Origin of the sequence: Halomonas sp. 3A7M (assembly GCF_014897875.1) — a bacterium.
Taxonomy (GTDB): domain Bacteria; phylum Pseudomonadota; class Gammaproteobacteria; order Pseudomonadales; family Halomonadaceae; genus Vreelandella.
This window is the reverse complement of sequence record NZ_JABUZD010000162.1, coordinates 23,672-45,128: the sequence shown is the minus strand read 5'-3', so window position 1 is coordinate 45,128 and position 21,457 is coordinate 23,672. Positions and strand designations below refer to the sequence as shown.

The window sequence follows — 21,457 nt, the reverse complement described above, 5'->3', positions numbered from 1 at the left end:
AAGGACTACTCTTCTAACGCGTAATCTACCGTAGTGACGACTCTGATTCGCTTGATATGGGGTGTATAGCTATCAAGATCTTCAATGGAAAAGTAGCCCTGGGTCGCTTGGCGTATTCCCCCAACACCACTACCAGAATCCTCGGCAAACTGCTGGGCTGCATTGCGTGCATCAGCCGTCGCTTCAGCAATCATTTCAGGCTTAATGTCGTCTAAGCCAGTAAACAAAAACTCAGTGCGGTATTCATAGCTAGGCGACAACAGCACGCCTTGACGTACCAAAGCAGTGGCTTGGGGCACCGCCTCTATCACCCCACTAACATTATCAGTACGTAGCAACAACGTAGCCTCAGCCCGATAGCGCTCGTCTGGGCGTTCGCCACCATACATATTGCTAAATTGATCAGTGATACGCGGTGGCGTTACGCTGACGTTGCCCATATCGAAACCACGGGCATCCAGAAATTGGCGAATCAACTGCTCATTGCTGGAAAGTTGCTGCTCTAAGTCAGAAAGCGAATTGGCATTAACAGTATAGTTAAGTGGCCATAGCACCATATCCGCCGCCACTTCGCGCTCGGACAAGCCACGCACGGTGACGCTGCGTGAAGATTGCTGCCAAACCTCCGCTGCCCCTTTGAAGTAACTGCCTCCCCACACTAGCCCCAGCGCCAGCAAACCGCCCAAGATCAACGCACTGCCAATAACGGCCGTCGTACGAACGCTTCCTGTCATTTCCATCTCCTTTTACACGTGTCACCGAAACGAGGCTTACAAATGGCATCATAGACGTAAATAGTCGTCTCAGCAGTGGCGCTTGCTATTTAGCGGCTCGATACACTTTAAAGCGCCGATTATCTGCCAAGGTCTCAAAACTACCGAAGGTGCCTTCCAGCACATCAGGATAAGGAAGAAAGGCATTCGCCACTAACACAAGCTGCCCCTTGGCCGATAAATGATTGGGCGCTTCTGAAATCAGCCGTGCGCTAGGGCTATAGGTAATCTCGCGCTCCTGATGAAACGGCGGATTGCTGATGATCAGATCAAACTGCTCTCCCCCAAGCGCTGAATAGACGTCGCTCTCAAGCACTCGACCACTAAGCTGGTTGGCTGCTAGCGTTCGGCGGCACGCTTCCACTGCAAACGCACTGACATCCACGGCGGTGACCTGATGGCCTCGCGCTGCAAGCCAAGCACTGATAATGCCGTCGCCGCAGCCCATATCCAGCACGTTGAGCGGCTTTTTGGGCAAGCTAGTCGCTATGCTTTCGAGCATTAAACGCGTGCCTTCATCAACCTTGCCGTGACCAAAGACGCCAGGATGACTCACCAGTTTTAAATCCAGCGCGTCAAAGGTTTGCCACGCATTATCTGGCTGCTCCATCGCTACCGTGCGCGTAGCAAACAACGAGCAACGACGAGCATTATCGAGCTTATCGCAGCGCATGCCCAACTCATTCAATATCTTAGGCACGCGCTTGATGCCTCCCTGGTGCTCACCAACAACATCAAGCGGGGTATTTTCAGGCAACACGTGACATAGCCATGTTAGCCACCAGATTCCCAGTTGATGAGCCTTCGGCCAAAACAGCACCACCTGCCCAGCCTGCTGAATAAAGGGTGCATCAAACGGGCTAGCGGCTGCTTTACCGCCGGATGCCCAGTGTTCACGCAGCGCCACATCCCCACTTATCATTGCCGTGGAGTGGGCTTGCAACCAAGCATCAGCAGGCGGCGCAACGGGCCATAAGTTAGCCGCTTGGCCATAGAAACGTTCAAGGAGTTGGCAAGCAGGCAGTTGAGCGCTCATACATCGGCCTCGGGTTTGGTGAAGGTGTAAAGTAAATAGCGACCTAGCCGCCAGTGAGGATCTTGGCGGCAATACTGCTTTTCGAGCGCCAGCAGCGTTGCCTGCTCGCTCTCTTCCGCAGAGGGATGGCGTAAATAGTCCTGAAAAATTCGTATCCCGGCAACGGAATCCATGCGCAGGCCGTTATTCGCTGCCCACTGGCACACTTCGTCGTGGGTGACCGGTGAGATAGGCGTTAACCGCTGTCGCTTACCTTTGCCCTCAAGCTGGTCGCTAAGCGCTTTTTGTAAGTTACCTTTGATGACGTTGGAAAAACGCAACGCATCGCGGTTAAACACCATCAAACTTAACTGCCCGCCGGGGGCAAGCAGACTCGCCAGCGTTTGCACAGCCTGCTCAGGCTCTCCTAACCACTCAAGCACAGCGTGGCAGGTAATAAGCGGCCACGGCCCAGGCGCTTGCTGCGGCAGCGACTGAAGTGGCGCGGCAAGATAGCGCAGCTGTTCTGGTGGCCAAGCATCTGCAGCACATCGCTCGTCATGCCATGCATTTGCATGGGCCAACATATCCTGGGAAGGCTCTGCCATGGTGACCGCGTGCCCACGCTGAGCAAACCAGCCCGAGAGCTGTCCTAAACCACCACCAACATCAAGTACTGGCTGTGCTGTCAGGCGCAGCATTTGCGGCAGCAAATAATCCAGCATCGCCAGCCGCAGCTCGCCACGGGGCGCTTGGTAAAGCGAACGAGAGAACTTATCGACCAAGCCATCGAAATAGCGATCTCCCGCTTGGGTTAGCTCATAGCCTTTTGCAATATGGCTGTTTGAAATATGACTTGTTGATGTATCAAGAGGATGCATGCATGGCGCCAAGCGTTGACTCAAAGTCGCGTAGTTTAACCTGCCTGAGAGCAGAAGGCTTGCTCCGATAGTGAAGACAACGGGGGCTAATTGTCGATGCCAAGCCATACCACGAGTATTGTCTTTCGGATCGAAAACAGCTAATTTGGGAACGTTCCCATTTATTTAAGAAACACGCCACTTATGCCGTCACCTCGGGCCACCCTCATCGAAGTTGCCAAATTAGCGGGTACATCCAAAACCAGCGTCTCACGTTATTTCGGTTCAGAACGCGAACGGCTAACCCCCAAGCTCCAGTCACAAATTGAGCAGGCAGCTAACACATTGGGCTATCAACCCAATCTCATGGCGCGTGGCCTAAAAGGCGGAGGCTCACGGCTGCTGGGTATGCTAGTGGCTGATATACGTAACCCTTTTTCGGTTGCCGCTGTGCATGGCGTGGAGCAGGCCGCTCGAGCCCACGGCTATTCGCTGATCGTATGCAATACCGATAACGACCCAGAGCAAGAACAAACGCAACTAGCGTCGCTGGCCGCCTACCAAGTGGAAGGACTAATCATCAATGCGGCGGGGCAACCTGAATCTCAGTTGCAAGCATTAATGCACAGCGGTATTCCGCTGGTGCTGCTTGATCGCGAAATTCGCCAACTCGATGCCGAGGTTATTGGGCTCGATAACACCCAAGCGATTGATATGGCACTGGATCACTTAGTGCAACAAGGCTATCGCTCAGTGCTTTATGTAAGTGAAGCACCTGAACATGCCAGCGCTCGCCAAGAACGGCTGAAACGATTTAAGCAGCAAGTAAAAACCCTAGGCCTGGACAACCAGACGCTAGTGCTAAGCAGCCTAGATGAACATTCAGCCCTGCCAACATTAAGCGAGTTTACCCGGCGGCCTGCCAGCGCTCCCAAGGCAGTATTGTGCGCCAACGGCAACGTAACGCTCGCGATGGTGCGCGGCTTTCAGCACCTTGGCCTCACGATGGGCTCAATCGGTTTACTAGGCATTGATGAGTTGGAGTGGTGTGAACTCGTGTCGCCAGGCATCACCACCCTTGCCCAGCCAACCGATGCGATTGGTCAAGCCGCAGTTGCCTGCCTGCTTAATCAGCTTCCCCAGCACGCAGGTAAGCTCGCCGTGCAAGCCCGACACTCACCAACGCTAATTGCCCGGGGTAGCACTACCCCCTCAGGATAGCCCTTACCTGCAGCGTTGCGAGACGCCGTACAACTGACACCTCGAAATGGTATCGTTCCCAATCAGCAGCAAAACGAGTGAGACGCCCTATGACACAGTCTGATTCTGCACCCAAAATACTGACCTTCGGCGAAGCCATGGCCATGTTTGTCGCCGATGCCCCCGGCCCTCTTGCAAACATTGAGCACTTTCAGCGCCGTTTGGCGGGTGCCGATAATAATGTCGCGATAGGCCTCTCCAGGCTGGGCTTTCAGGTAAGCTGGCTAAGCCGAGTGGGCAATGACAGTTTCGGCCAATTTATTCGCAAAGCACTGGAAGCTGAGCGTATCGATAGCCAGCATATTCACACTGACTCACAGCGCCCCACAGGACTGCTCTTTAAAGAGCGTGCACAGAACGGCGCTGACCCGCGAGTTGAATATTTCAGACAAGGCAGTGCCGCGAGCCACCTCTCTATTGAGGATGCTAAGAATGTCGACTTTCAGGCACTTACCCACCTACACGCAACAGGCATTACCCCAGCCTTATCTGAAAGCGCTTGCCAGCTTACCCGCCATTTGATGAAACAGGCGCGTGCTCATGGTGCGAGTATTTCCTTTGACCCCAATCTGCGTCCGTCACTTTGGCCCAACGAGAACGTCATGCGCACTACCTTAAATGAACTTGCCAGCCGTGCCGATTGGGTATTGCCAGGGCTGGCCGAAGGGCGCTTGCTGACTGGCTGCGAATCGCCTGAAGCAATTGCCGACTTCTATCTGGCGCGCGGTGTTAAGGCTGTCATTATTAAACTGGGTCCAGAAGGTAGCTACTATCGCGGCAACATCAACGGCTCACTGGAAAGTTGTTTGGTTCCTGGTCAACCAGTCGCTGAAGTAGTCGATACCGTTGGCGCAGGCGATGGCTTCGCAGTGGGCGCGATTAGCGCCTTATTAGATGGTCTTACGCCTCAGCAGGCATTGAACCGCGGCAACTTGGTGGGCGCCCAGGCCGTTCAAGTAGTGGGCGACATGGAAGGCTTACCTAGTCGCCAACAGCTACAGGCACTAGAACAACGCTAAGCCACTAGCATTCGCAAACACCATCCAAGCGACAGGAGGCAGCATGAAAAAGAGCGTCATCGTACTAGGGCGGCTCAGCTCATCTCAATGGGCGGAACTTGAACAGCACGCCCAGTTAGTTGGGCTATCCAAACCATTAGACCTCACTCAACAAGACGTGCTTTCCAACCTAGCGCAAGCGCATGGCATTATCGGCTCCGGCTTGGCGATCACCCCTCAGTTGCTGGACGCAGCGCCCAACTTGAAAGTCATCGCGACCGTCTCTGTTGGCTATGACAACATCCCCGTTGATGAACTGACCCAGCGCGGCATTATGCTGTGTAACACGCCTGATGTGCTTACCGAAACCACCGCCGATACTGGTTTTGCTCTGATCATGGCCACGGCGCGCCGGGTAGTTGAATTAGCCGAGTGGGTCAAAGCAGACAAATGGCAGGCCAGTATTGGCCCTGCACTATTTGGTAACGATGTGCATGGTAAAACCCTCGGCATGGTGGGATTTGGACGTATTGGTCAGGCTGTCGCCAGGCGCGGAGCTTTGGGTTTTGGGATGCGGGTGCTTTACTCCAATGCATCGCACAAACCTGCCCTTGAAAAGGAGCTGGGTGCGCAGCGCCGCGAACTCAACGAGCTGTTGGCCGAGGCCGATTTCGTCTGTGTTACCGTGCCACTCACCGCCGACACCGAACATTTGCTTGGTGCGAATGAGTTCGCGCTGATGAAGCCCTCCGCCATCTTCATCAATATCGCTCGCGGCAAAGTCGTCGACGAAAATGCGTTAATAGATGCCTTGAAAAACGGCGCTATCCAAGCAGCCGGGCTGGATGTATTTGAGCAGGAGCCGCTCCCCTCCTCGTCACCGCTAGCGAAGATGCCCAATGTGGTCGCACTGCCGCATATCGGCTCTGCCACCCATGAAACCCGCGACGCCATGGCCCAGCGGGCGGTGGATAATATTTGCTTGGCACTTCAGGGTGAACGCCCTATCAGCCTGGTCAACGAGGAAGCATATCGATGAGTACTGTTAACACCACGTCTACACCGCTCTGCTTACTGTTCGACTGCGATGGCACCCTAGTGGATAGCGAAGTACTGCTTGCCGAGGTGATGGGTGAAATACTTCCCGAATTTCACCTACCCTTCTCAGCACAGCAATATATGGATGAATTTCGCGGGGTACGTTTCCTGACAATCGTCCAAACGCTGGAACGTCGTTTTCAGACATTGGAAAACAGCAAGCTTTCTCAGCTTGAGGCAGACATGCGGACACGTATGGAAACCCGCATGCGTGCTGAGCTGGTGGCAATACCGGGTATGGCTGCCGCATTGGAGCAGTTAAGCAGCCACCCCAAAGCCGTGGTGTCTAATGGCCCCGAACCCAAAATTCGTTGTGCGCTGGAAAGCACCGAGCTAGGCCACCATTTTGGCGACAAGCTGTTTAGCGCCTATACCTTAAACGTCTGGAAACCCAACCCTGAACTTTATCGCCAAGCCGCCGCCGCAATGGGCCACTCCCCCCAACAATGCGTGGTGATTGATGATGCGGCGGTGGGAGTGGAAGCGGGGTTGGCAGCAGGCATGCACGTCATTCACCTCAACCACTTCCCTAACGAGGAAGTTACCCCCGAGGGTGCCATTGGTATTCAACACGCCCATGAACTGCCCGCCGCTATTGCGCGCTTAGCCGCGTAAGCGACGTCGCGGCGAGCGATCATAGAGTCTCTTTTAAAAGTAGGTAGCCAAACGCTCTTTAACGTTTAACTGGTCATCCACTAACAGCAGTTGGCGCCATTTATCGAAGGTTAAACAGGGATGAGAGGCGCCAAATGCGACGATATCACCGACCTCGACATCCTGAGCCTCTTCGGGAAGGTGCACAAAAGCGTGCTGATCCATAATTTTCGTCACTTCCCAACCAGCCACAGGCAATGGCTGCGAGGCGCTACCTGCTTCCCGGAAACGACGCAGGGCAATAGGTAACTGGTCATGACCAATATCACGCTTCCCAAGCGCCACAATGGCAAGCCCAGGTTCGGGAAGCGACTGCACCTGGGCAAACACTTCCAGAGCAGGCTCAAGCCCCTGCTGTAAATCCGGTCGGCGGTCTAATACCGCTGACTGTGCTTCACGATAAAGCCCATGGTCGTGGACGACATAACACCCAGGCCGTAGCACAGGCGTAAATCGCCCCTGCAGCGGTGCGCCCTCAAAGACTTCTGCAATCACGTCATACCAAGCAGAACCTGAGGCCGTTACGATCGGGTTTTCTTGCGCAAAGCGGCCAGCCGCTTCAAGCTCTACCGCTACATCCACCAGATATTGAGCATAAGCACGAATACCCGCTTCGGGGTTATCCCCGTGAACCACCCCTTCATAGCCTTCCAACCCCACTAGTGAAAGCGCAGGCTCATCAGCAATTGCCTCTGCCAGAGAAAGAATCTGCTGCTTATTGCGGCAGCCACAACGACCTCCGGTGACCCCCACCTCAATCAGTAGCGCCAAATTCAAATCACGCTCCGCAAAGAAACGTCCGAGCTGACGCACGTTTTCCTGACTATCGACCACACAGTAAAACGTCGCGCCCTGCTCAATCAGGCTGGCGATGATGGACATATTGGCCTGACCAACCAGTTGGTTCGCCATCAATATCCGAGTGACACCATTGGTGAAGGCCGCACGACACTGGGGTGCAGTGGCAAGTGTGATACCCCACGCCCCCGCCTGGAGCTGTCGCTGGAAAAGCGCGGGCGTCATGGTGGTTTTGCCATGGGGCGCCAGGTGAGCGCCATGAGCCTCGGCGAATCGTTGCATCCAGGCTACGTTATGAGCCAGTGGGCTTTCATGCACCACGGCAGCAGGCAGGCTGACACCTGATAGAAGGTTTGATCCCAATTCCACACCGCCTTTATCCATTACTAATGGCATTGTCTGCATTCGCCCACTTCCTGTTTAGTTTTCTGTTTAATGAAACACATCAATGTTAGATATTTTCACAACCATTGACTTCAGGTTAGAAACTAACATACTTTCTAAATCAGGCAACCCCTAGGAGTCCACGGTGAGCCAAGAAATCGACATCTTGTCACGTATTACCACTGACTTTGCTGCCCTGCGCGAAGCTGAAAAGAAAGTCGCCGAGCTGATATTTGCTGACATCGAGTTTGTCACCGAAGCAAGCATCGGTGACATCGCCCAGCGCGCAGGAGTAAGTGATGCCAGCGTCACCCGATTTGCCCGCGCTATCGGCTGCACGAATGTGCGCGACTTAAAAACGCGCTTAACACGCGCTTTAGCAGCAGGTCGTCGTTTTATACAAGAAGCGACCCCCGAAGACAGTTCAAGCGTGGTGTATGACATTGCCACGCAAACCTTGGCGCTTAACCGTGATCTACTCGCCCAGGCCGATGTAGCAGGCGCGGTTGAACTGCTGGATCAAGCGCGCCAGATATTGGTATTTGGCGCAGGAGGCGGTTCCAGCATTCTCTGCCAAGAGTTTCAGTTCCGTTTAGTTAGACTGGGCTATGCGATCTGCGCTTACCCTCAAGCACTCTTGCCCCGCATGGTAGCGTCAACCCTAGAGCCGAATGACGTCGTCGTTGTGCTATCAGTCACTGGCTACACCCCGGAGATGGTGGAGTCTGCACAAATTGCCAAGCAGTACGGCGCAAAAGTGATTGCCATCACCGCTCTGAATTCTCCTTTAGCCGAAACATCCGACATTGTGCTACCGATTACTTCTCGGGAAACCGACTTCATCTATCACCCTTCAGCTTCCCGCTACGCCATGCTGGCGGTCATCGACGTGTTAGCGCTTGAACTTGCCATGCGCCACCGTGAGCGTTCACGAACTAAATTACGCCGTCTCAAACTTAGCCTCGATGACCATCGCGGTGGCGACAACCGCCAGCCACTAGGAGATTAAGATGGTTTACGACCTGCTGATTCGTAACGCCAACGTATTGGATGGCTCCGGCGCAGCCCATTTTCGTGCCGATGTGGCTATTCAAGGCGAACGTATCTGCGCCATTGGCGACATGCCCTACGCCACCGCCACAACCATTATTGACGCCCAAGAGCGCTATCTGGCTCCTGGCTTTATTGACGTCCACACTCACGACGACACCAATGTTATTCGTACTCCCGAAATGCTGCCAAAGCTGACACAAGGAGTAACGACGGTGGTGGTGGGTAACTGTGGAATCAGCGCCAGCCCCGTGACGCTCGCTAGCGAAGTTCCCGACCCCATGAATTTATTGGGCAAGCTAGAAGACTTTCGCTACCCAAGCTTCAGCGCCTATGCCAACGCCGTGGACGCTGCCGCACCCAGTATTAACGTCGCCGCCTTGGTGGGGCATACCAGTCTACGCAGCCAGGTGATGGATAGCTTTGCCCGGCCTGCGAATCGAGAAGAAATTGCCAACATGGAAGCGTTGCTAAGCCAAGCGCTAGATGAAGGTGCATTAGGGCTTAGTTCGGGGCTTGCCTACCGCAACGCGATACACGCGCCGACCACCGAAATGGCTCCCCTGGTGGCCGCCGTCGGGAAATCAGGCGGCGTCTATACCACCCATCTTCGTGATGAGTTTGCGGGTCTGCTAGATGCCATGGACGAAGCATTTGCCACTGCTCGCAGTGGCCAGGTGCCCCTGGTGATCTCGCACCTAAAATGCGCCGGCGCGGGTAATTGGGGAGGCGCGGGTAAGGCGTTGGGTAAATTAGAGGCAGCCGCCCAACATCAGCATGCTCACTGCGACTGCTACCCCTACACCGCTGGCTCCTCCACCCTCGATCTCGGCCAAGTGACAGATGAGATTGAGATCACCATTACCTGGTCGACACCGCACCCAGAGCAGGCGCGCCGCCCACTTAAAGAGATCGCCGCCGAGTGGGGAGTATCTCTTTTAGACGCTGCCAAACAGCTACAGCCAGCGGGGGCGGTTTACCACAACATGAGTGAAGCGGATATGCAGCAAGTGTTAGCGCATCCGCTCTCCATGGTCGGTTCCGATGGTTTACCGAACGACCCGCACCCTCACCCGCGTCTTTGGGGTGCATTTCCGCGTGTACTAGCTCACTACAGCCGCGATTTAAAGCTAATGCCGCTAGCCGAAGCGGTGCGCAAAATGACCAGCCTTTCGGCAGCTAATTTTGGCTTAACAGATCGTGGCGTGATCCGCATAGGCGCCTACGCAGACCTCACCCTTTTTGATCTGAAAACTCTTGAAGATACAGCCAATTACGAGACCCCTATTGCGGCCGCTAGAGGCATCGAAATGGTCATAGTGAACGGCAAAATCGCCTATCACCAGGGCACAATTTCAGACCAACGCGCAGGCAGGATGCTGCGCAGAACAGAGCGCATTTTGCAATCAATTCCCACCTTTCACCCCAACTAGGAGCAAACCTCATGAGCATTACACGATACGGCACCGAAGGCGGCGTAGGCACCGGCGGTCAGAAGCTGCCCTTTGCCCGCGCTGTAGAGGCAGGTGGCTGGCTATACGTCTCCGGCCAAACTCCCATGACCGATGGCGAAGTCGTTGAAGGCGGCATTGTTGAGCAGACTCGCCTCGCCTTCAACAACTGCCTGGCCATTATGCATGAAGCTGGTTACGGCGTTGAAGATGTCGTACATGTCACCACCGTGCTCACCGATGCGCGCTATTTCAGCTCTTTCAACAAAGTGTTTAAGGAGGTCTTTGGCGACAACCCACCGGCACGCATCTGCAGCGTTCAAGACTTGGTGGTGGATTGCAAAGTTGAGGTTGACGTGAAGTGATTCCGCGCTGATCGCGCCTAAACACCTAAAAATAACTACCACAAAAAAAGCGCCGTACCCCGGCAAGGGCACAGCGCCAGATTACCGCGTGATTCAGATAAAAGCCCTGCGGTAATCGCTTCCATTGCCTACCTCCGGCCGCGGCAACGGCCGGATCAACAACGATAAGAGGTTAACATGAACAGCCAACTATTCCTTACCACCTTTGTGCTCTACATCGTCGCCATGATTGTGTTTGGCTGGTGGATTTCAAGACACAAACGCAGCAGCGGTGACGACTTCTTGCTCGGCGGGAGAAGCGTACCGCTCTTTCTTACCGTCGGCACCACGGTTGCCACCATGGTAGGTACTGGTTCAAGCATGGGTGCCGTTGGGTTCGGTTATGCCAACGGCTGGGCAGGCGCTTTATATGGCATTGGCGGCGCAATTGGAGTTTTACTACTCGCCGTGTGTTTTGCCCCCGTTCGTAAGCTGCGTTTTATGACTATGAGCGAGGAACTCGCCTATTACGTCGGCGCCAACCGGTTGGTGCGCAATGTGGTCGCGCTACTTATCTATATTGCCTGTATAGGCTGGCTGGGCGCCCATATTCTTGGCGGTGGCCTTTACCTCTCTTGGATGGCGGGTATTGATCTAACGACTGCGCGTATTCTGGTTGCTCTGGGCTTCGGCATTTACTGCGTGGTCGGCGGTTATTTCGCAGTTATCTGGACTGACACTATTCAAGCGGTCGTACTGTTCGCGGGCTTTATCTTGATGGCAATATTGGCACTGATCGAGGTTGGCGGCTTCTCAGGTCTTACAGCAGGTATGGATGCGGGCGCCGCTAGCTTTCTAGGCATTGGTCAGATTGGCGGACTACCGGCGCTATCGCTTGCCGCCGTTATTGCTATCGGCGTACTGGCAACACCCTCTTTTCGTCAGCGCATCTATTCAGGTAAATCAGTGGGCTCGGTACGCCGCTCGTTCTTAATCACCGGCGTTCTTTACTTGGGCTTTTCGATCATTCCCGCGATTATCGGTATGGCCACCCACGCGCTTAACCCTGGGCTCGAAAACAGCAACTACGCCTTCCCTTTTCTAGCCACTGAAATCATGCCACTTGGGCTGGGCTTACTGCTGTTGGTAGCAGGCCTCTCCGCCACCATGTCGAGTGCAAGCTCCGATGCGATTGCCGGCGTTTCCACGCTGATTCGCGATCTGTATGTGCTGGCAACGGGCCGCACGCCCTCCGCACGAAATGTTGTGCGCTTCTCACGTATTGCACTCGTAGCAACCATTGGTCTGGCACTGCTGTTCGCACTAGCCTCGGATAATGTCATCACCTACATCACCCGTATGATCTCGACAATTCTGTCAGGACTGTTTGTGAGTGCCATGCTCGGTCGCTTCTGGCCCCGCTACAACTGGCAGGGCGCGATCGCCACGCTAATTTGCGCGTCGGTGACTTCTTTAACGATTATCGCCAATAGCGACTGGACAGCCTTCTGGGGTAACCCAAGCATTCCTGCGGTGCTTGTAGCACTGGTAGCAGGCGTGATGGTAAGTCTAGTGACACCCGCTTCCCGCGTTACCCCGGAGCAGGCGCTAGCGATTCTTGACCAAGAGCGCCAGCGAATGGAGCAAGTGCCCGAGCCAACACTCACCAGTGATGAAGTGCCCGCTGCATCTCGCTAATTATTAGCCAGTAGTGCGCCAAAAAGCCCCGCTGATGAATTACCTCAGTGGGGCTTTTATAACCCATTGGCGGGGCTGGGCACGCGATCGATAATCCATTGGGCATCCTTACGAGTCGAGACAATCCGGGGAAGTCTCTGGCGGGTTCAACACTGTTTTGGATTTAGCGGGGGATTAGGTAAGCCCAAGTAGGGCTTCTGCTAACTTAACGTCATCGTAACGGTCTATATCAGCGTTATCCGCTGCAAGATCCGTATCGATAATTTGAATACCCATCTGCTTACTGATGATTTCCATCTGCTCAGTTGAAACACTCAGTAACTGCGAATCAAACAGCAGAAAGTCTATTAAGGGTCGTTCTGGCGACCTCGTTTGAGGTTTGAATGACATAGACTTGAATGGCACTGGTTTGAGTGACAAGTGGTGATTGAGCATTCTAATCTGGTCAACCAACGTCATCCCAAACGTTTCAAGATCGGTTCCCAAACTAGGCACATACACCCTCGGCGCTGGATTTTTAGCCAATGCTTTGGTCACGCCTTTGGGGAGTAAATTGGCAATAATGCTGCTGTAAAGACTACCCGGTGGAAAAACCAGCAGCTCAGCAGAGTCGATGAGTAAGCGAGTTTCTTTACAAACTTTGGAGACATCCAAAGTATCGATATCATCCGCTTCCCCCGATAGTTTTATCGATTTAATGGGTGAATCAATTTTTGCTGTTTCTTTGCCGGTAAAGCAATGCTGCCCGATAATTGTCTGGCCATTCTCTAACAACACCTCTAGCTGAAGGTCAGCGTCAGTTGTTGTGCGAACAGTGCCGCGTGTTTTGATGAGCTGACCAAATAGAAAAGCAATCGGGTCCAGTGAGCGATTGTGAATAAGGTAGCCACCGGTCAAGATCAAGTTCCCCACGCTGGCCCCAGCGAGGTCAAAATCCTGTGGCATGTGTTTATAAAACGCAGTGATATAACTCTGAATCAGCGACCGCATAGGCTCTGCAATCGCCTTGAGCAGTGGATGCTTAGCGCTCACCAGTGCCTGTAGGCTTTGCTCCAGCACGGCCTTCTCTTCGCTTTCTTTCAGCTCATTAGCCGTCAGACGATGCGAAAACAGTGCAGCAACGTCAGGATGGCCAGTCACCGAATCGTCAGCCAATGAAAGTAACCGAGCTCGCAAGTCTCCAACGGCAGGCATCGCAAAAGCTCGACGCAATTCGGCGGAGCTGCCACCAGAGTCAAAAGGGGTCACAAGATGAATCGAGTTATGCGTGTAGTCTGTCAGTACCTCAGAGAAGTGCCTGAGTGCCGAACCACCGCTGAAAAAAAGTATTTTTGGCCCTAGTTCCGGCGTTTTACGGTATCTGGCAAGACGCAAATCCTGCCCCTGAGAAAGCTCTCGGGGCATATTAACATGAGCACAAGTAAAGCGATTTTTCTTCATACAACCCTTTGAATTGTAACGAAAACGTAACATAAAAAATGGCACAGTTACTTATAGTAATCCCCCCTTGATTGACACTTTTTACGGTGAGGCAGTCTATCAACGCATCAATTCTAGAGCATTTTTATTTTCTACGATTCGAAGTCGAAAATCACTTCGAGTTAGTTGAAGTTTATGTGACTCAGCCAAGTGGCTCTACTGCGCGACGCCTAATTAATCGCAAGGGTTACCGGAACACGCTACTGGAGAAAGTTGAACTTGCCGTAGCGGTTGATGTACATCGACGTAAAGTCGACGGTGCAGGTTTTCAACAATCCAAGTCGCTTGAGCGCTTGGCAAGATTGCTTGACCAACTGGGGCAGGCCTGCCAAGAGTTTACCGCTATCAATGCTCTGAAACAGCTCCCAGACAAGTCACGTAAAGAGTATGCCAAGCTGATTCGATCGATAGGTAAATCATTGAAGTTGGTGATGATTAATGTCGATGATGCAAACACTCGACAAGGCCTGAAAGTCGGTCACCGAATTCCCAAAATAACCGCCCGCTTAACCGCTGCTTTCGAGCCTGGCGCTTCGGGCATGCGTAACAACGCCGTAGTGGATTTTCAACTTCACCGCATGATTCATCTACTTTCGGAGCTTGCCGACGCCCTACTCTCCGCCAACTTTGGCCCCGCCGTACGCTTACAAAACTACAAGCAGCTGCAAAACGCCGCTCACGTAATGACCGCCCAGAGTGACGATTTTACCGTTGAGCGGCTGGCGCTTACCCGCAGCGGCAGCACCATCGCTACCCTTAAAGCCGAGCACGCCACCTCTGGCAAAATGATGGCAGTCTACAAAGAGGGGGAAAGTCAGAAAGTAATTGAAGAGCTTTACGGGGTAGACCAATGGAAACGGATCTACCCCAAGGTGGCGCCCACGGTGCTCTCGCATCATGTCGAGCAGGGGGATGAGCTGGGTTCGATGGTGATTGAACACCTCCCCGGCCGTACGCTTGAATCGCTGCTGTTAAACGGCCAGTGGAAATCGGCCAAGCAACTTACCCGCACACTCCAGCGGACGTTGAGAAAAATCTGGAAGACGTCACGTACCAACGAATCTGCTCAGCCCGAGTATATGCAGCAGTTGCGTAAACGGATGCCGGAAACCCGCCACACTCACCCCAGCCTGCTTAGTACGGGCCAGCTAATTTGTGGACTGTCTCGACCAAGCTTTGACCAGTTGATCGATCACGTTGAAAAGCTTGAGCAGCACATCCGGGCACCGTTTTCAGTTCTGATCCACGGTGACTTCAACGTCGACAACATTATTTATGACGAATTCAAAGACCGTATCTATTTTATCGATCTGCACCGAGCCTCTTACTCTGACTATGTTCAGGACTTATCAGTACTCATGGCATCCATTTATCGGCTGCCCATTATGGATGTTTCCCCACGGGCCGAGTTAATGGCATTGATCCGACAGCTATATCAATTTGCGTGTCGATTTGCCAAAGACAATAACGATACAAGCTTTGATGCGCGTCTAGCCATTGCGTTAGGGCGCTCCTTTGCGACATCCACGCGCTTTATATATGACAAAAGCTTTGCCAACCGACTCGCGCTAAGAGCGAGCTACCTGCTAGAAGCAATCACACTTCTGAACCCTGAAGAACTTGAGAACTACAGGTTTCCCCTAGAGGACATTTTTAATGACTAAAAAGCGGATTGCAGTTATCGGGATACCTGGCAAGTGGTCAACCGAAGTTCTTGCAAATCACTTGGAAAAGCACACCGGCTTCCGCTGCATCGTCGATATGTCTGAAGTAGTGCTAGAGCTAGAGACAGGCAAGCTACGCTACCGAGACATTGTTCTCAACGAGCTTGACGGGGTGATCATCAAAAAAATAAGCGAAACGTACTCCCCTGCTGCAGATGATCGTTTGCGGATGCTTTACAGCCTTGAAGCGGCTGGTGTGCGCTGCTTCAGTAGCCCAGGCGAGGTAATGCGTTTGATTAATCGTCTTGAGGGCACTGGCGCATTGGCCGCGGGCGGCATTGCTCTACCATCAACACGTGTTACAGAAAGTATTGAGGCTGCATTAAAGGCCATCAAGGTGTTCGGAACAGCAATCCTAAAACCACTCTACTCGACCAAAGCCCGAGGCATGGTGGTGTTAAAAGCGTCCGATGGTGTCGCGACCAACACACAAAAGTTGAATAAGTTTAAGTCTAAACATGGACTTTTTTATCTACAGAAATTCGTTAACTTAGGTGGTCAGGACTTAGGCATGGTCTTTCTGGGCGGCCAGTATTTATGCACCTATGCCCGTGTTGCCAGTGGCGATGCATGGAACACAACGATACACAGCGGTGGAAAGTATCAAGCCTATGAGCCAAGCCAGGAACTGATTGAGCTTGGCCAAAAAGCCCAGTCATGCTTCACGCTAAGCTTTACCACCGTAGATATTGCATTGACCGATGAGGGCCCTGTGGTATTTGAGGTTTCGGCCTTTGGCGGATTTAGCGGCGCGTTAAAAGGCTGTGGCATCGATGCCAGCGAAAAGTTATGTGATTATGTCCTTAGCCAACTTGAAGCAGAGGCCGCCGAATGACCCATCTGTTTGATGAGAAGCAAATAATGCTGGCTAAGGCTGCTTGTCTCTACGAGCTGCCGTTGGTGTTCCACGGACTAACACTGCATGTCCTGGCTGATAATCCAGCTATTCTGGACTATCTTAAGCAGTACTACGCCAGCTTGACGGCAAGCTCCTCTCCTCACTCGCTCTCCCCTCACACGTTCCCTCCTCACACTGAACAGCGGATATTCCTGCTCGATAGGCAGTTTGATACCAGTGGGATTGAGTGGGTGCCCGTTAAGCGCAACAAAGTCAGTCCTCTTGGCCTAAAAGAAGCCTATGTGGATACACCGAAAGGACGCTGGATACATAAAGTACGTACGGGAATGGTGCTATTCCAGTCGTTAACCGACCCGGTTGCGACTGGCGATTTAACCCAACATCGATCTCAAGTAGTCAATTTTATAAACAATCAGTTTCTTAATTATCATCAGCGTGACGGCTACCTATTGGGCCACGCATCAGCCTTTGACATTAATGGCAGCACCACCGCCATTGCCGCAAGCTCAGGTGGCGGTAAATCGACGTTAATGCTGAAAGCGCTGGAGAGTGAAAAAGCGTGCTTTCTCTCTAACGATCGGATTTTATTTAAGCCACAAGAGGGTCAGGTCAACGTTATCGGTGTCGCCAAACACCCACGCGTTAACCCAGGCACGCTGCTTAACTCTGAACGCTTGGTTGCGCTGCTTACCAGCGAGGAATGCGCCAAGTTGGATCGCATGCCGAAAAGGCAGCTGTGGGATCTTGAGCAAAAATATGATGTGCTGATCCCCAACGCCTACGGCGAGAACAAAACAGCTATTTCCGGAAATCTACGCAATCTGGTACTCCTTGACTGGTCCTTAAGCTCACTGGAACCCACACGCTTGAGCAGTGTGGATAGCGAGAAAACGCCGGAGGCACTTGAGGGTTTACGCAAAAGCCCAGGAGCATTTTTTCAGCAGGCGGATGGCCGCTTCCCTCCCGAACAGACTCAATCTGCCGAGACCTATGCCGATAACCTGCGGGGCGTTCAGGTACTGCGCCTTACCGGCAGCATAGACTTTGAGCGTGCCATTGAACTGCTGCAAGCCAAAGGCATTCTCTGATGGTGGCACTGGCCCTAATTAGGCATGGTGAGTACGCGCAACGGGCGGACACACCCAGCGCTTTACAGCCTTATCCGCTGACCGATAAAGGGGCAGCAGATGTTAGACAGCAAGCTCGGCAATTCGGCGAGTGGCTATCTACGTCAGGCTACCAACTGAATAGCGAAATACACTCCTCGACACTGTTAAGGGCCTGGCAAACAGCTGAGATCTACCGCGAAGAGCTAGCAACACTCTTTGAAGAGCCCCCCTGCTCACGCAGCTTCTCAGCTCTTTGTGAACGCAGTGTTGGCGCGCTGGCCAACCTCAGTGTTAAGGAAATAGAAAGGATCGTTGCCCAGGATCCTCGCCTAGCGCCCTTACCAGAAGGCTGGAAATCAGCCAGCCACTTCAAGCTGCCTTTCGAGGGTGCAGAATCCCTGATCGAAGCAGGCGCACGAGTCGCGGCACACTTAACAGCACTTTTAAAGACACCGCCACGATGCGCAACGGATAACCGACTACAGCTGGTTGTTGGCCATGGCGCATCAATACGTCACGCTAGCTATCATTTAAATGTCATACACTTCAGCGATATTAAGCGGTTAAGTATGTTTCACGGGCATCCCGTCGTTTTCGAGCAACAGGCGGAAGGCTGGAACCGATTGTATGGAAACTGGAAGCACCGGCACTTGGCAGACCCAATCGATTAAAAGGTGGCGACTTATAAGATGGCGACGATGACCGCGTTGGACTTTATTCCAAAGGTAAGCAAGCAACCGTATCATGATGCTATCTTGGCGCGCCTGCCGACAGATTGGGTCCCCTGGCCTAATGATCAAAGCTCGGTCAACCATGATGATGCATTGAGCACCTTCCTAAAGCGCTCACGGAAAAGTTGCTTTGCCTGGCCCAAGCAGCCTGTCGTATTTATCTCCGACCCTCACGCCGATGCCGAGGCTTTTGAGGCCTCATTAATTGCCGCAGGAGTGATTGAGCGAGATGGACCGCACCCATGTGAATACGAGCTGACTAAGTTCGGTACAAAAGCGGAAATTGTGGTGGGTGGAGACTGTCTGGACAAAGGGCCAAGCAACCTGACGATGCTACGCAGTTTAGCTCACTTATACCGCCTCAACGCGGACATCACACTGCTTGCCGGCAACCATGATTTACGCTTGCTCATGGGGCTACTATCCCTGAAACGCGAGACGGATGCCGGAAGCCAGCATCTCTTTGTTCGCATGGGAAAGAAAGTGGTTCCACTGTTCAAAGAAGTCTTCGACCAGTACTTAGCAGATACTCAATGGGACAGAGAGATACCTTCTGAAGCAGCATGCCGTAAAGCCCTTTTTCCAAGCGAGGCGTGGTTCGAGAACTTCCCTTTCTATGCCGCAGGTTTTCTTACCCCTGAAGGCATTGGCCGTGAAATTAGCAAGATGGAGAGTAAAGCCCAGAGTTTCGAGGCACATTGCGCAAAAGCCGATCTATCACTCCAGCAAGTCTACGCGGCTGCCATGAAATGCCGCTCACTGTTCCTAAAAGAATCAGGCGAGTTTGGCTGGTTTTTTCGCCGGATGCAGCTCGTAAAGAAGCGTGGCTCATTTCTGTTCCTGCATGCTGGTCTTGACGACAAGATGGCCGAACTACTCGCTAATCATGGCGTAAAGCATGCCAATCAAGCCTTCAAAAAAAACCTGTTGGGCCAAAATTTATTCAGCTTCTATTATGGCTCACTCGCCAATACCTTCCGAACGAAATACCGCAAAGTCGACCTACCCCTTACCCCGTACGGTGCCAACGTTGCTCGCCGGGCGGGTATTCAAGTACTAGTTCACGGTCATATCAACCAGCACTTTGGGCAACGAGTAACGCTTAAAAACGGTCTCATCCATATCGAAGCCGATATCACTCTGGATGCTCACTCCAGAAAAAATGAAGGGCTAGATGGCCAGGGTGTCGGAGTGACACTCATTGATAAAAAACGCGGTGTTATAGGCCTTAGCTGCGATTACCCCCAGGCAAAAGTGTTCAAACCCAACCACAAAGGAAAACTGGCGGGAGCTAACTAAATGAAGTCAAAAACTAAGTTCAGCCACGACTCACTACTAGATCGTCAGTCAACCCAAGCGCTTTTGGTCACTCTGGCAAATGCCATCAAAGAAGGCGAGTTAGCCTTTCAGGAAAGTGGCGATGACCTAGTGCTTTCACCTCAACAGCTATTGCAAGTTTCCCTGCGGGCAAGCGATGAAGGCGATAAACAGGAAGTGGAAGTGAAGATTAAATGGCGCACCAAAGAGAAAAAAATTTCCGATACACCGCCAAAAATCAAAACCAGCGCTGGAAAACAGTAACCTCATCAGCAACAGGATGGCCTGGGCCTTCGCACAAAGTACGCTGGATAGGGTTAGACATTAGATTCATTTGAAAGGCACTTCATGGCCAGAACACCACCACCATGCCGCTCCATATCCGCCGCCAGCTGTAGCAGTTGCTTATCCTCACCCAGGCGCCCTACCACTTGTACCCCAACGGGCAATCCATTGGCCGCCACATGGAAAGGTACCGACATAGCAGGCTGACCGGTAAGATTCGCCAATTGCGTGAACGGGGTGCGGCTGAGCGCATCCACCGCTAGGTGTTTTAACACCCCTGCTTTTAATGCCAACGCTGATGCGCCAGGAACCGCTAACAGAGACATTAATCGCTCGCGAGCCGCAGAGGGATAAAGCTCGCCTATTTTGGGAGCAGTATCCGCGGCTACCGGCAACACCAGGGCGTCATAACGCTGGTGAAACTGGCTCATCTGCTCGGCAGCCTCGTGCCAATAGCGCTTGGCTAGCTCGTAATCTTTCGCCGAAAGCTTAGCGCCCAACCTACCAACGGCGCGGGTAGACGGCTCAATGGCTAACCGATGCACCGGCACACCGGTTTGCTGGCTTACCCACTGGAGGTCAGCGGCTAAATGGCCAAGGTAGAGCGTCAGGTAACTATCAGCCAAGGCGTCACCATCAACCGGTGGCTCACACCACTCCACCTCATGCCCCATGTCGGCCAGTGCCTTGGCGGCCTTCTCAACCGCTATTTTCACATCGGTACTTAATTGGGTATCCAGTCCATAGCTCAAAAAATCACCCAGCGATACGGCGATGCGTAGCGGCTTAGAGGAGGCCGATAAAGCATCCACATAGCCCGTTTCCCGCGGTACTGGGTAAGGGCCAGAAGGTGCCATGCCGTTAATCTGTTCTAGCAACGCGGCACTATCGCGCACGCTGCGGGTGATCGCATGCTCGACCACCGCTCCCTGCCAGACTTCGCCGTGGGCAGGCGCTAACGACACCCGCCCGCGAGAAGGTTTAAAACCGAACAAACCACAATAACTGGCGGGAATACGGATAGAACCACCACCATCGCCTGCCAACGCAATAGGCACCATCCCGCTAGCGACCGCCGCTGCGGCGCCACCGCTTGAGCCGCCTGGGGAATAGCCCTCTCGACATGGGTTTTGCGGGTGAGGAAATGCCTTAGGTTCTGTAATCCCCATTAGCCCTAATTCCGGCGTGGCCGTTTGCCCCATCACCACTAACCCTGCCGCCCGCGCACGCTGAATAATCAGCGAATCTTGCTTAGGGCACCACGCTGATAACGATGCACTTCCGAACGCCAGCGGTTCGCCTGCTAGCGCCATCAATAAGCCTTTACTTAGCGTGGGGACACCCGCAAACACCGAGCTTTCCAACACGTGCTTACACTCGTGCTGCGCTTTTTCAAAGCGTGTTCGAACCACTGCATGAAGAGAGGGGTTAAGCGTTTCAATCGCAGCCACTGCCGCATCGAACACCTCCGCTTGGCTTATCTCTCGGCGGCGAATCAGGTCAGCAAGGCCAGTGGCGTCAAACTTTTGGTAATCCTCAAAATGCATCGCATTAACTCCACTTATTAACA

20 protein-coding genes are annotated in these 21,457 nt (G+C 53.1%); 14 read left to right on the top strand and 6 right to left on the bottom strand.

Annotated features, from left to right (window positions below):
* Positions 1 to 5: 5 nt before the first annotated feature.
* The 3 genes from INT19_RS14075 to INT19_RS14065 all read right to left on the bottom strand — a co-directional run bounded on the left by INT19_RS14075 (position 6) and on the right by INT19_RS14065 (position 2,669).
* Positions 6 to 734, bottom strand: a complete 729-nt coding sequence (locus INT19_RS14075; RefSeq protein ID WP_089037575.1) for an SIMPL domain-containing protein — start codon at positions 732 to 734, stop codon at positions 6 to 8.
* 85 nt (positions 735 to 819) lie between these two features.
* Positions 820 to 1,809 (bottom strand): methyltransferase, encoded by a 990-nt coding sequence (locus INT19_RS14070; protein WP_193061238.1) that lies wholly within the window; start codon positions 1,807 to 1,809, stop codon positions 820 to 822.
* Positions 1,806 to 2,669, bottom strand: coding sequence for a methyltransferase domain-containing protein (locus INT19_RS14065; protein ID WP_193061237.1), 864 nt, complete (start codon positions 2,667 to 2,669; stop codon positions 1,806 to 1,808). The genes INT19_RS14070 and INT19_RS14065 overlap by 4 nt, the downstream gene beginning before the upstream one ends.
* A gap of 183 nt (positions 2,670 to 2,852) precedes the next feature.
* Between INT19_RS14065 and INT19_RS14060 the strand changes: the two genes are divergently transcribed.
* The 4 genes from INT19_RS14060 to INT19_RS14045 all read left to right on the top strand — a co-directional run bounded on the left by INT19_RS14060 (position 2,853) and on the right by INT19_RS14045 (position 6,619).
* Positions 2,853 to 3,869: a LacI family DNA-binding transcriptional regulator gene (locus INT19_RS14060; RefSeq protein WP_193061236.1), complete on the top strand. Its 1,017-nt coding sequence runs from the start codon at positions 2,853 to 2,855 to the stop codon at positions 3,867 to 3,869.
* A gap of 89 nt (positions 3,870 to 3,958) precedes the next feature.
* Complete coding sequence (locus INT19_RS14055) at positions 3,959 to 4,927, top strand: sugar kinase (RefSeq protein ID WP_193061235.1); 969 nt, start codon at positions 3,959 to 3,961, stop codon at positions 4,925 to 4,927.
* 43 nt (positions 4,928 to 4,970) lie between these two features.
* Entirely contained in the window at positions 4,971 to 5,945 is a 975-nt protein-coding gene (locus tag INT19_RS14050; protein WP_193061234.1) for a 2-hydroxyacid dehydrogenase, read from the top strand.
* Positions 5,942 to 6,619 (top strand): HAD family hydrolase, encoded by a 678-nt coding sequence (locus INT19_RS14045; protein ID WP_193061233.1) that lies wholly within the window; start codon positions 5,942 to 5,944, stop codon positions 6,617 to 6,619. Before INT19_RS14050 ends, INT19_RS14045 begins: the two co-directional genes overlap by 4 nt.
* 33 nt (positions 6,620 to 6,652) lie before the next feature.
* Here the strand turns inward: INT19_RS14045 and INT19_RS14040 are convergent, their stop codons facing one another.
* The gene (locus INT19_RS14040) at positions 6,653 to 7,861 is read right to left on the bottom strand and encodes an amino acid deaminase (RefSeq protein ID WP_193061232.1); all 1,209 of its coding nucleotides are present in this window, start codon (positions 7,859 to 7,861) and stop codon (positions 6,653 to 6,655) included.
* Between the two features lie 124 nt (positions 7,862 to 7,985).
* Here INT19_RS14040 and INT19_RS14035 point away from each other — a divergent pair, with 124 nt between their 5' ends.
* The 4 genes from INT19_RS14035 (at position 7,986) to INT19_RS14020 (ending at position 12,383) form a co-directional block, all read left to right on the top strand.
* On the top strand, positions 7,986 to 8,849 hold the full coding sequence (locus INT19_RS14035; protein WP_193061231.1) for a MurR/RpiR family transcriptional regulator: 864 nt from the start codon (positions 7,986 to 7,988) through the stop codon (positions 8,847 to 8,849).
* A 1-nt stretch (position 8,850) separates the two neighbouring features.
* Complete coding sequence (locus INT19_RS14030) at positions 8,851 to 10,323, top strand: N-acyl-D-amino-acid deacylase family protein (RefSeq protein ID WP_193061230.1); 1,473 nt, start codon at positions 8,851 to 8,853, stop codon at positions 10,321 to 10,323.
* A gap of 11 nt (positions 10,324 to 10,334) precedes the next feature.
* A complete protein-coding gene (locus tag INT19_RS14025; RefSeq protein WP_193061229.1) occupies positions 10,335 to 10,706 on the top strand; it encodes a RidA family protein in 372 nt (123 codons plus the stop codon).
* Positions 10,707 to 10,883: 177 nt separating this feature from the next.
* On the top strand, positions 10,884 to 12,383 hold the full coding sequence (locus INT19_RS14020; RefSeq protein WP_193061228.1) for a sodium:solute symporter family protein: 1,500 nt from the start codon (positions 10,884 to 10,886) through the stop codon (positions 12,381 to 12,383).
* A 174-nt stretch (positions 12,384 to 12,557) separates the two neighbouring features.
* Here the strand turns inward: INT19_RS14020 and INT19_RS14015 are convergent, their stop codons facing one another.
* Positions 12,558 to 13,856, bottom strand: coding sequence for a GAK system CofD-like protein (locus INT19_RS14015; protein WP_226924660.1), 1,299 nt, complete (start codon positions 13,854 to 13,856; stop codon positions 12,558 to 12,560).
* A 143-nt stretch (positions 13,857 to 13,999) separates the two neighbouring features.
* Between INT19_RS14015 and INT19_RS19810 the strand changes: the two genes are divergently transcribed.
* Genes INT19_RS19810 through INT19_RS13985 form a run of 6 tightly spaced genes read left to right on the top strand, consistent with a single transcriptional unit; the run spans position 14,000 to position 19,866 of the window.
* Positions 14,000 to 15,526 (top strand): aminoglycoside phosphotransferase family protein, encoded by a 1,527-nt coding sequence (locus tag INT19_RS19810; protein WP_193061227.1) that lies wholly within the window; start codon positions 14,000 to 14,002, stop codon positions 15,524 to 15,526.
* Positions 15,519 to 16,421 (top strand): GAK system ATP-grasp enzyme, encoded by a 903-nt coding sequence (locus INT19_RS14005; protein WP_193061226.1) that lies wholly within the window; start codon positions 15,519 to 15,521, stop codon positions 16,419 to 16,421. Before INT19_RS19810 ends, INT19_RS14005 begins: the two co-directional genes overlap by 8 nt.
* Positions 16,418 to 17,533 carry an HprK-related kinase B gene (locus tag INT19_RS14000; RefSeq protein ID WP_193061225.1) on the top strand — a complete coding sequence of 372 codons (1,116 nt, stop codon included), beginning with the start codon at positions 16,418 to 16,420 and terminating at the stop codon, positions 17,531 to 17,533. Before INT19_RS14005 ends, INT19_RS14000 begins: the two co-directional genes overlap by 4 nt.
* Entirely contained in the window at positions 17,533 to 18,225 is a 693-nt protein-coding gene (locus INT19_RS13995; protein ID WP_193061224.1) for a histidine phosphatase family protein, read from the top strand. The genes INT19_RS14000 and INT19_RS13995 overlap by 1 nt, the downstream gene beginning before the upstream one ends.
* Before the next feature lie 18 nt (positions 18,226 to 18,243).
* Positions 18,244 to 19,584, top strand: coding sequence for a metallophosphoesterase (locus tag INT19_RS13990; RefSeq protein WP_193061223.1), 1,341 nt, complete (start codon positions 18,244 to 18,246; stop codon positions 19,582 to 19,584).
* Positions 19,585 to 19,866 (top strand): amphi-Trp domain-containing protein, encoded by a 282-nt coding sequence (locus INT19_RS13985; RefSeq protein ID WP_193061222.1) that lies wholly within the window; start codon positions 19,585 to 19,587, stop codon positions 19,864 to 19,866.
* Between the two features lie 53 nt (positions 19,867 to 19,919).
* On the opposite strand, the gene INT19_RS13980 is transcribed toward INT19_RS13985, so the two are convergent.
* Entirely contained in the window at positions 19,920 to 21,434 is a 1,515-nt protein-coding gene (locus tag INT19_RS13980; RefSeq protein ID WP_193061221.1) for an amidase, read from the bottom strand.
* Positions 21,435 to 21,457 lie beyond the last annotated feature (23 nt).

Bases quoted from the DNA above. Each gene is read 5' to 3' on its own strand.
- INT19_RS14065 (WP_193061237.1), bottom strand. From the start codon at position 2,669: ATGCATCCTCTTGATACATCAACAAGTCATATTTCAAACAGCCATATT.
- INT19_RS14015 (WP_226924660.1), bottom strand. From the start codon at position 13,856: ATGTTACGTTTTCGTTACAATTCAAAGGGTTGTATGAAGAAAAATCGC.
- INT19_RS14025 (WP_193061229.1), top strand. From the start codon at position 10,335: ATGAGCATTACACGATACGGCACCGAAGGCGGCGTAGGCACCGGCGGT.
- INT19_RS14005 (WP_193061226.1), top strand. From the start codon at position 15,519: ATGACTAAAAAGCGGATTGCAGTTATCGGGATACCTGGCAAGTGGTCA.
- INT19_RS14050 (WP_193061234.1), top strand. From the start codon at position 4,971: ATGAAAAAGAGCGTCATCGTACTAGGGCGGCTCAGCTCATCTCAATGG.
- INT19_RS13990 (WP_193061223.1), top strand. From the start codon at position 18,244: ATGGCGACGATGACCGCGTTGGACTTTATTCCAAAGGTAAGCAAGCAA.
- INT19_RS13985 (WP_193061222.1), top strand. From the start codon at position 19,585: ATGAAGTCAAAAACTAAGTTCAGCCACGACTCACTACTAGATCGTCAG.
- INT19_RS14000 (WP_193061225.1), top strand. From the start codon at position 16,418: ATGACCCATCTGTTTGATGAGAAGCAAATAATGCTGGCTAAGGCTGCT.
- INT19_RS14070 (WP_193061238.1), bottom strand. From the start codon at position 1,809: ATGAGCGCTCAACTGCCTGCTTGCCAACTCCTTGAACGTTTCTATGGC.
- INT19_RS14060 (WP_193061236.1), top strand. From the start codon at position 2,853: ATGCCGTCACCTCGGGCCACCCTCATCGAAGTTGCCAAATTAGCGGGT.
- INT19_RS13980 (WP_193061221.1), bottom strand. From the start codon at position 21,434: ATGCATTTTGAGGATTACCAAAAGTTTGACGCCACTGGCCTTGCTGAC.
- INT19_RS14055 (WP_193061235.1), top strand. From the start codon at position 3,959: ATGACACAGTCTGATTCTGCACCCAAAATACTGACCTTCGGCGAAGCC.
- INT19_RS14040 (WP_193061232.1), bottom strand. From the start codon at position 7,861: ATGCAGACAATGCCATTAGTAATGGATAAAGGCGGTGTGGAATTGGGA.
- INT19_RS14030 (WP_193061230.1), top strand. From the start codon at position 8,851: ATGGTTTACGACCTGCTGATTCGTAACGCCAACGTATTGGATGGCTCC.
- INT19_RS13995 (WP_193061224.1), top strand. From the start codon at position 17,533: ATGGTGGCACTGGCCCTAATTAGGCATGGTGAGTACGCGCAACGGGCG.
- INT19_RS14075 (WP_089037575.1), bottom strand. From the start codon at position 734: ATGACAGGAAGCGTTCGTACGACGGCCGTTATTGGCAGTGCGTTGATC.
- INT19_RS14045 (WP_193061233.1), top strand. From the start codon at position 5,942: ATGAGTACTGTTAACACCACGTCTACACCGCTCTGCTTACTGTTCGAC.
- INT19_RS14020 (WP_193061228.1), top strand. From the start codon at position 10,884: ATGAACAGCCAACTATTCCTTACCACCTTTGTGCTCTACATCGTCGCC.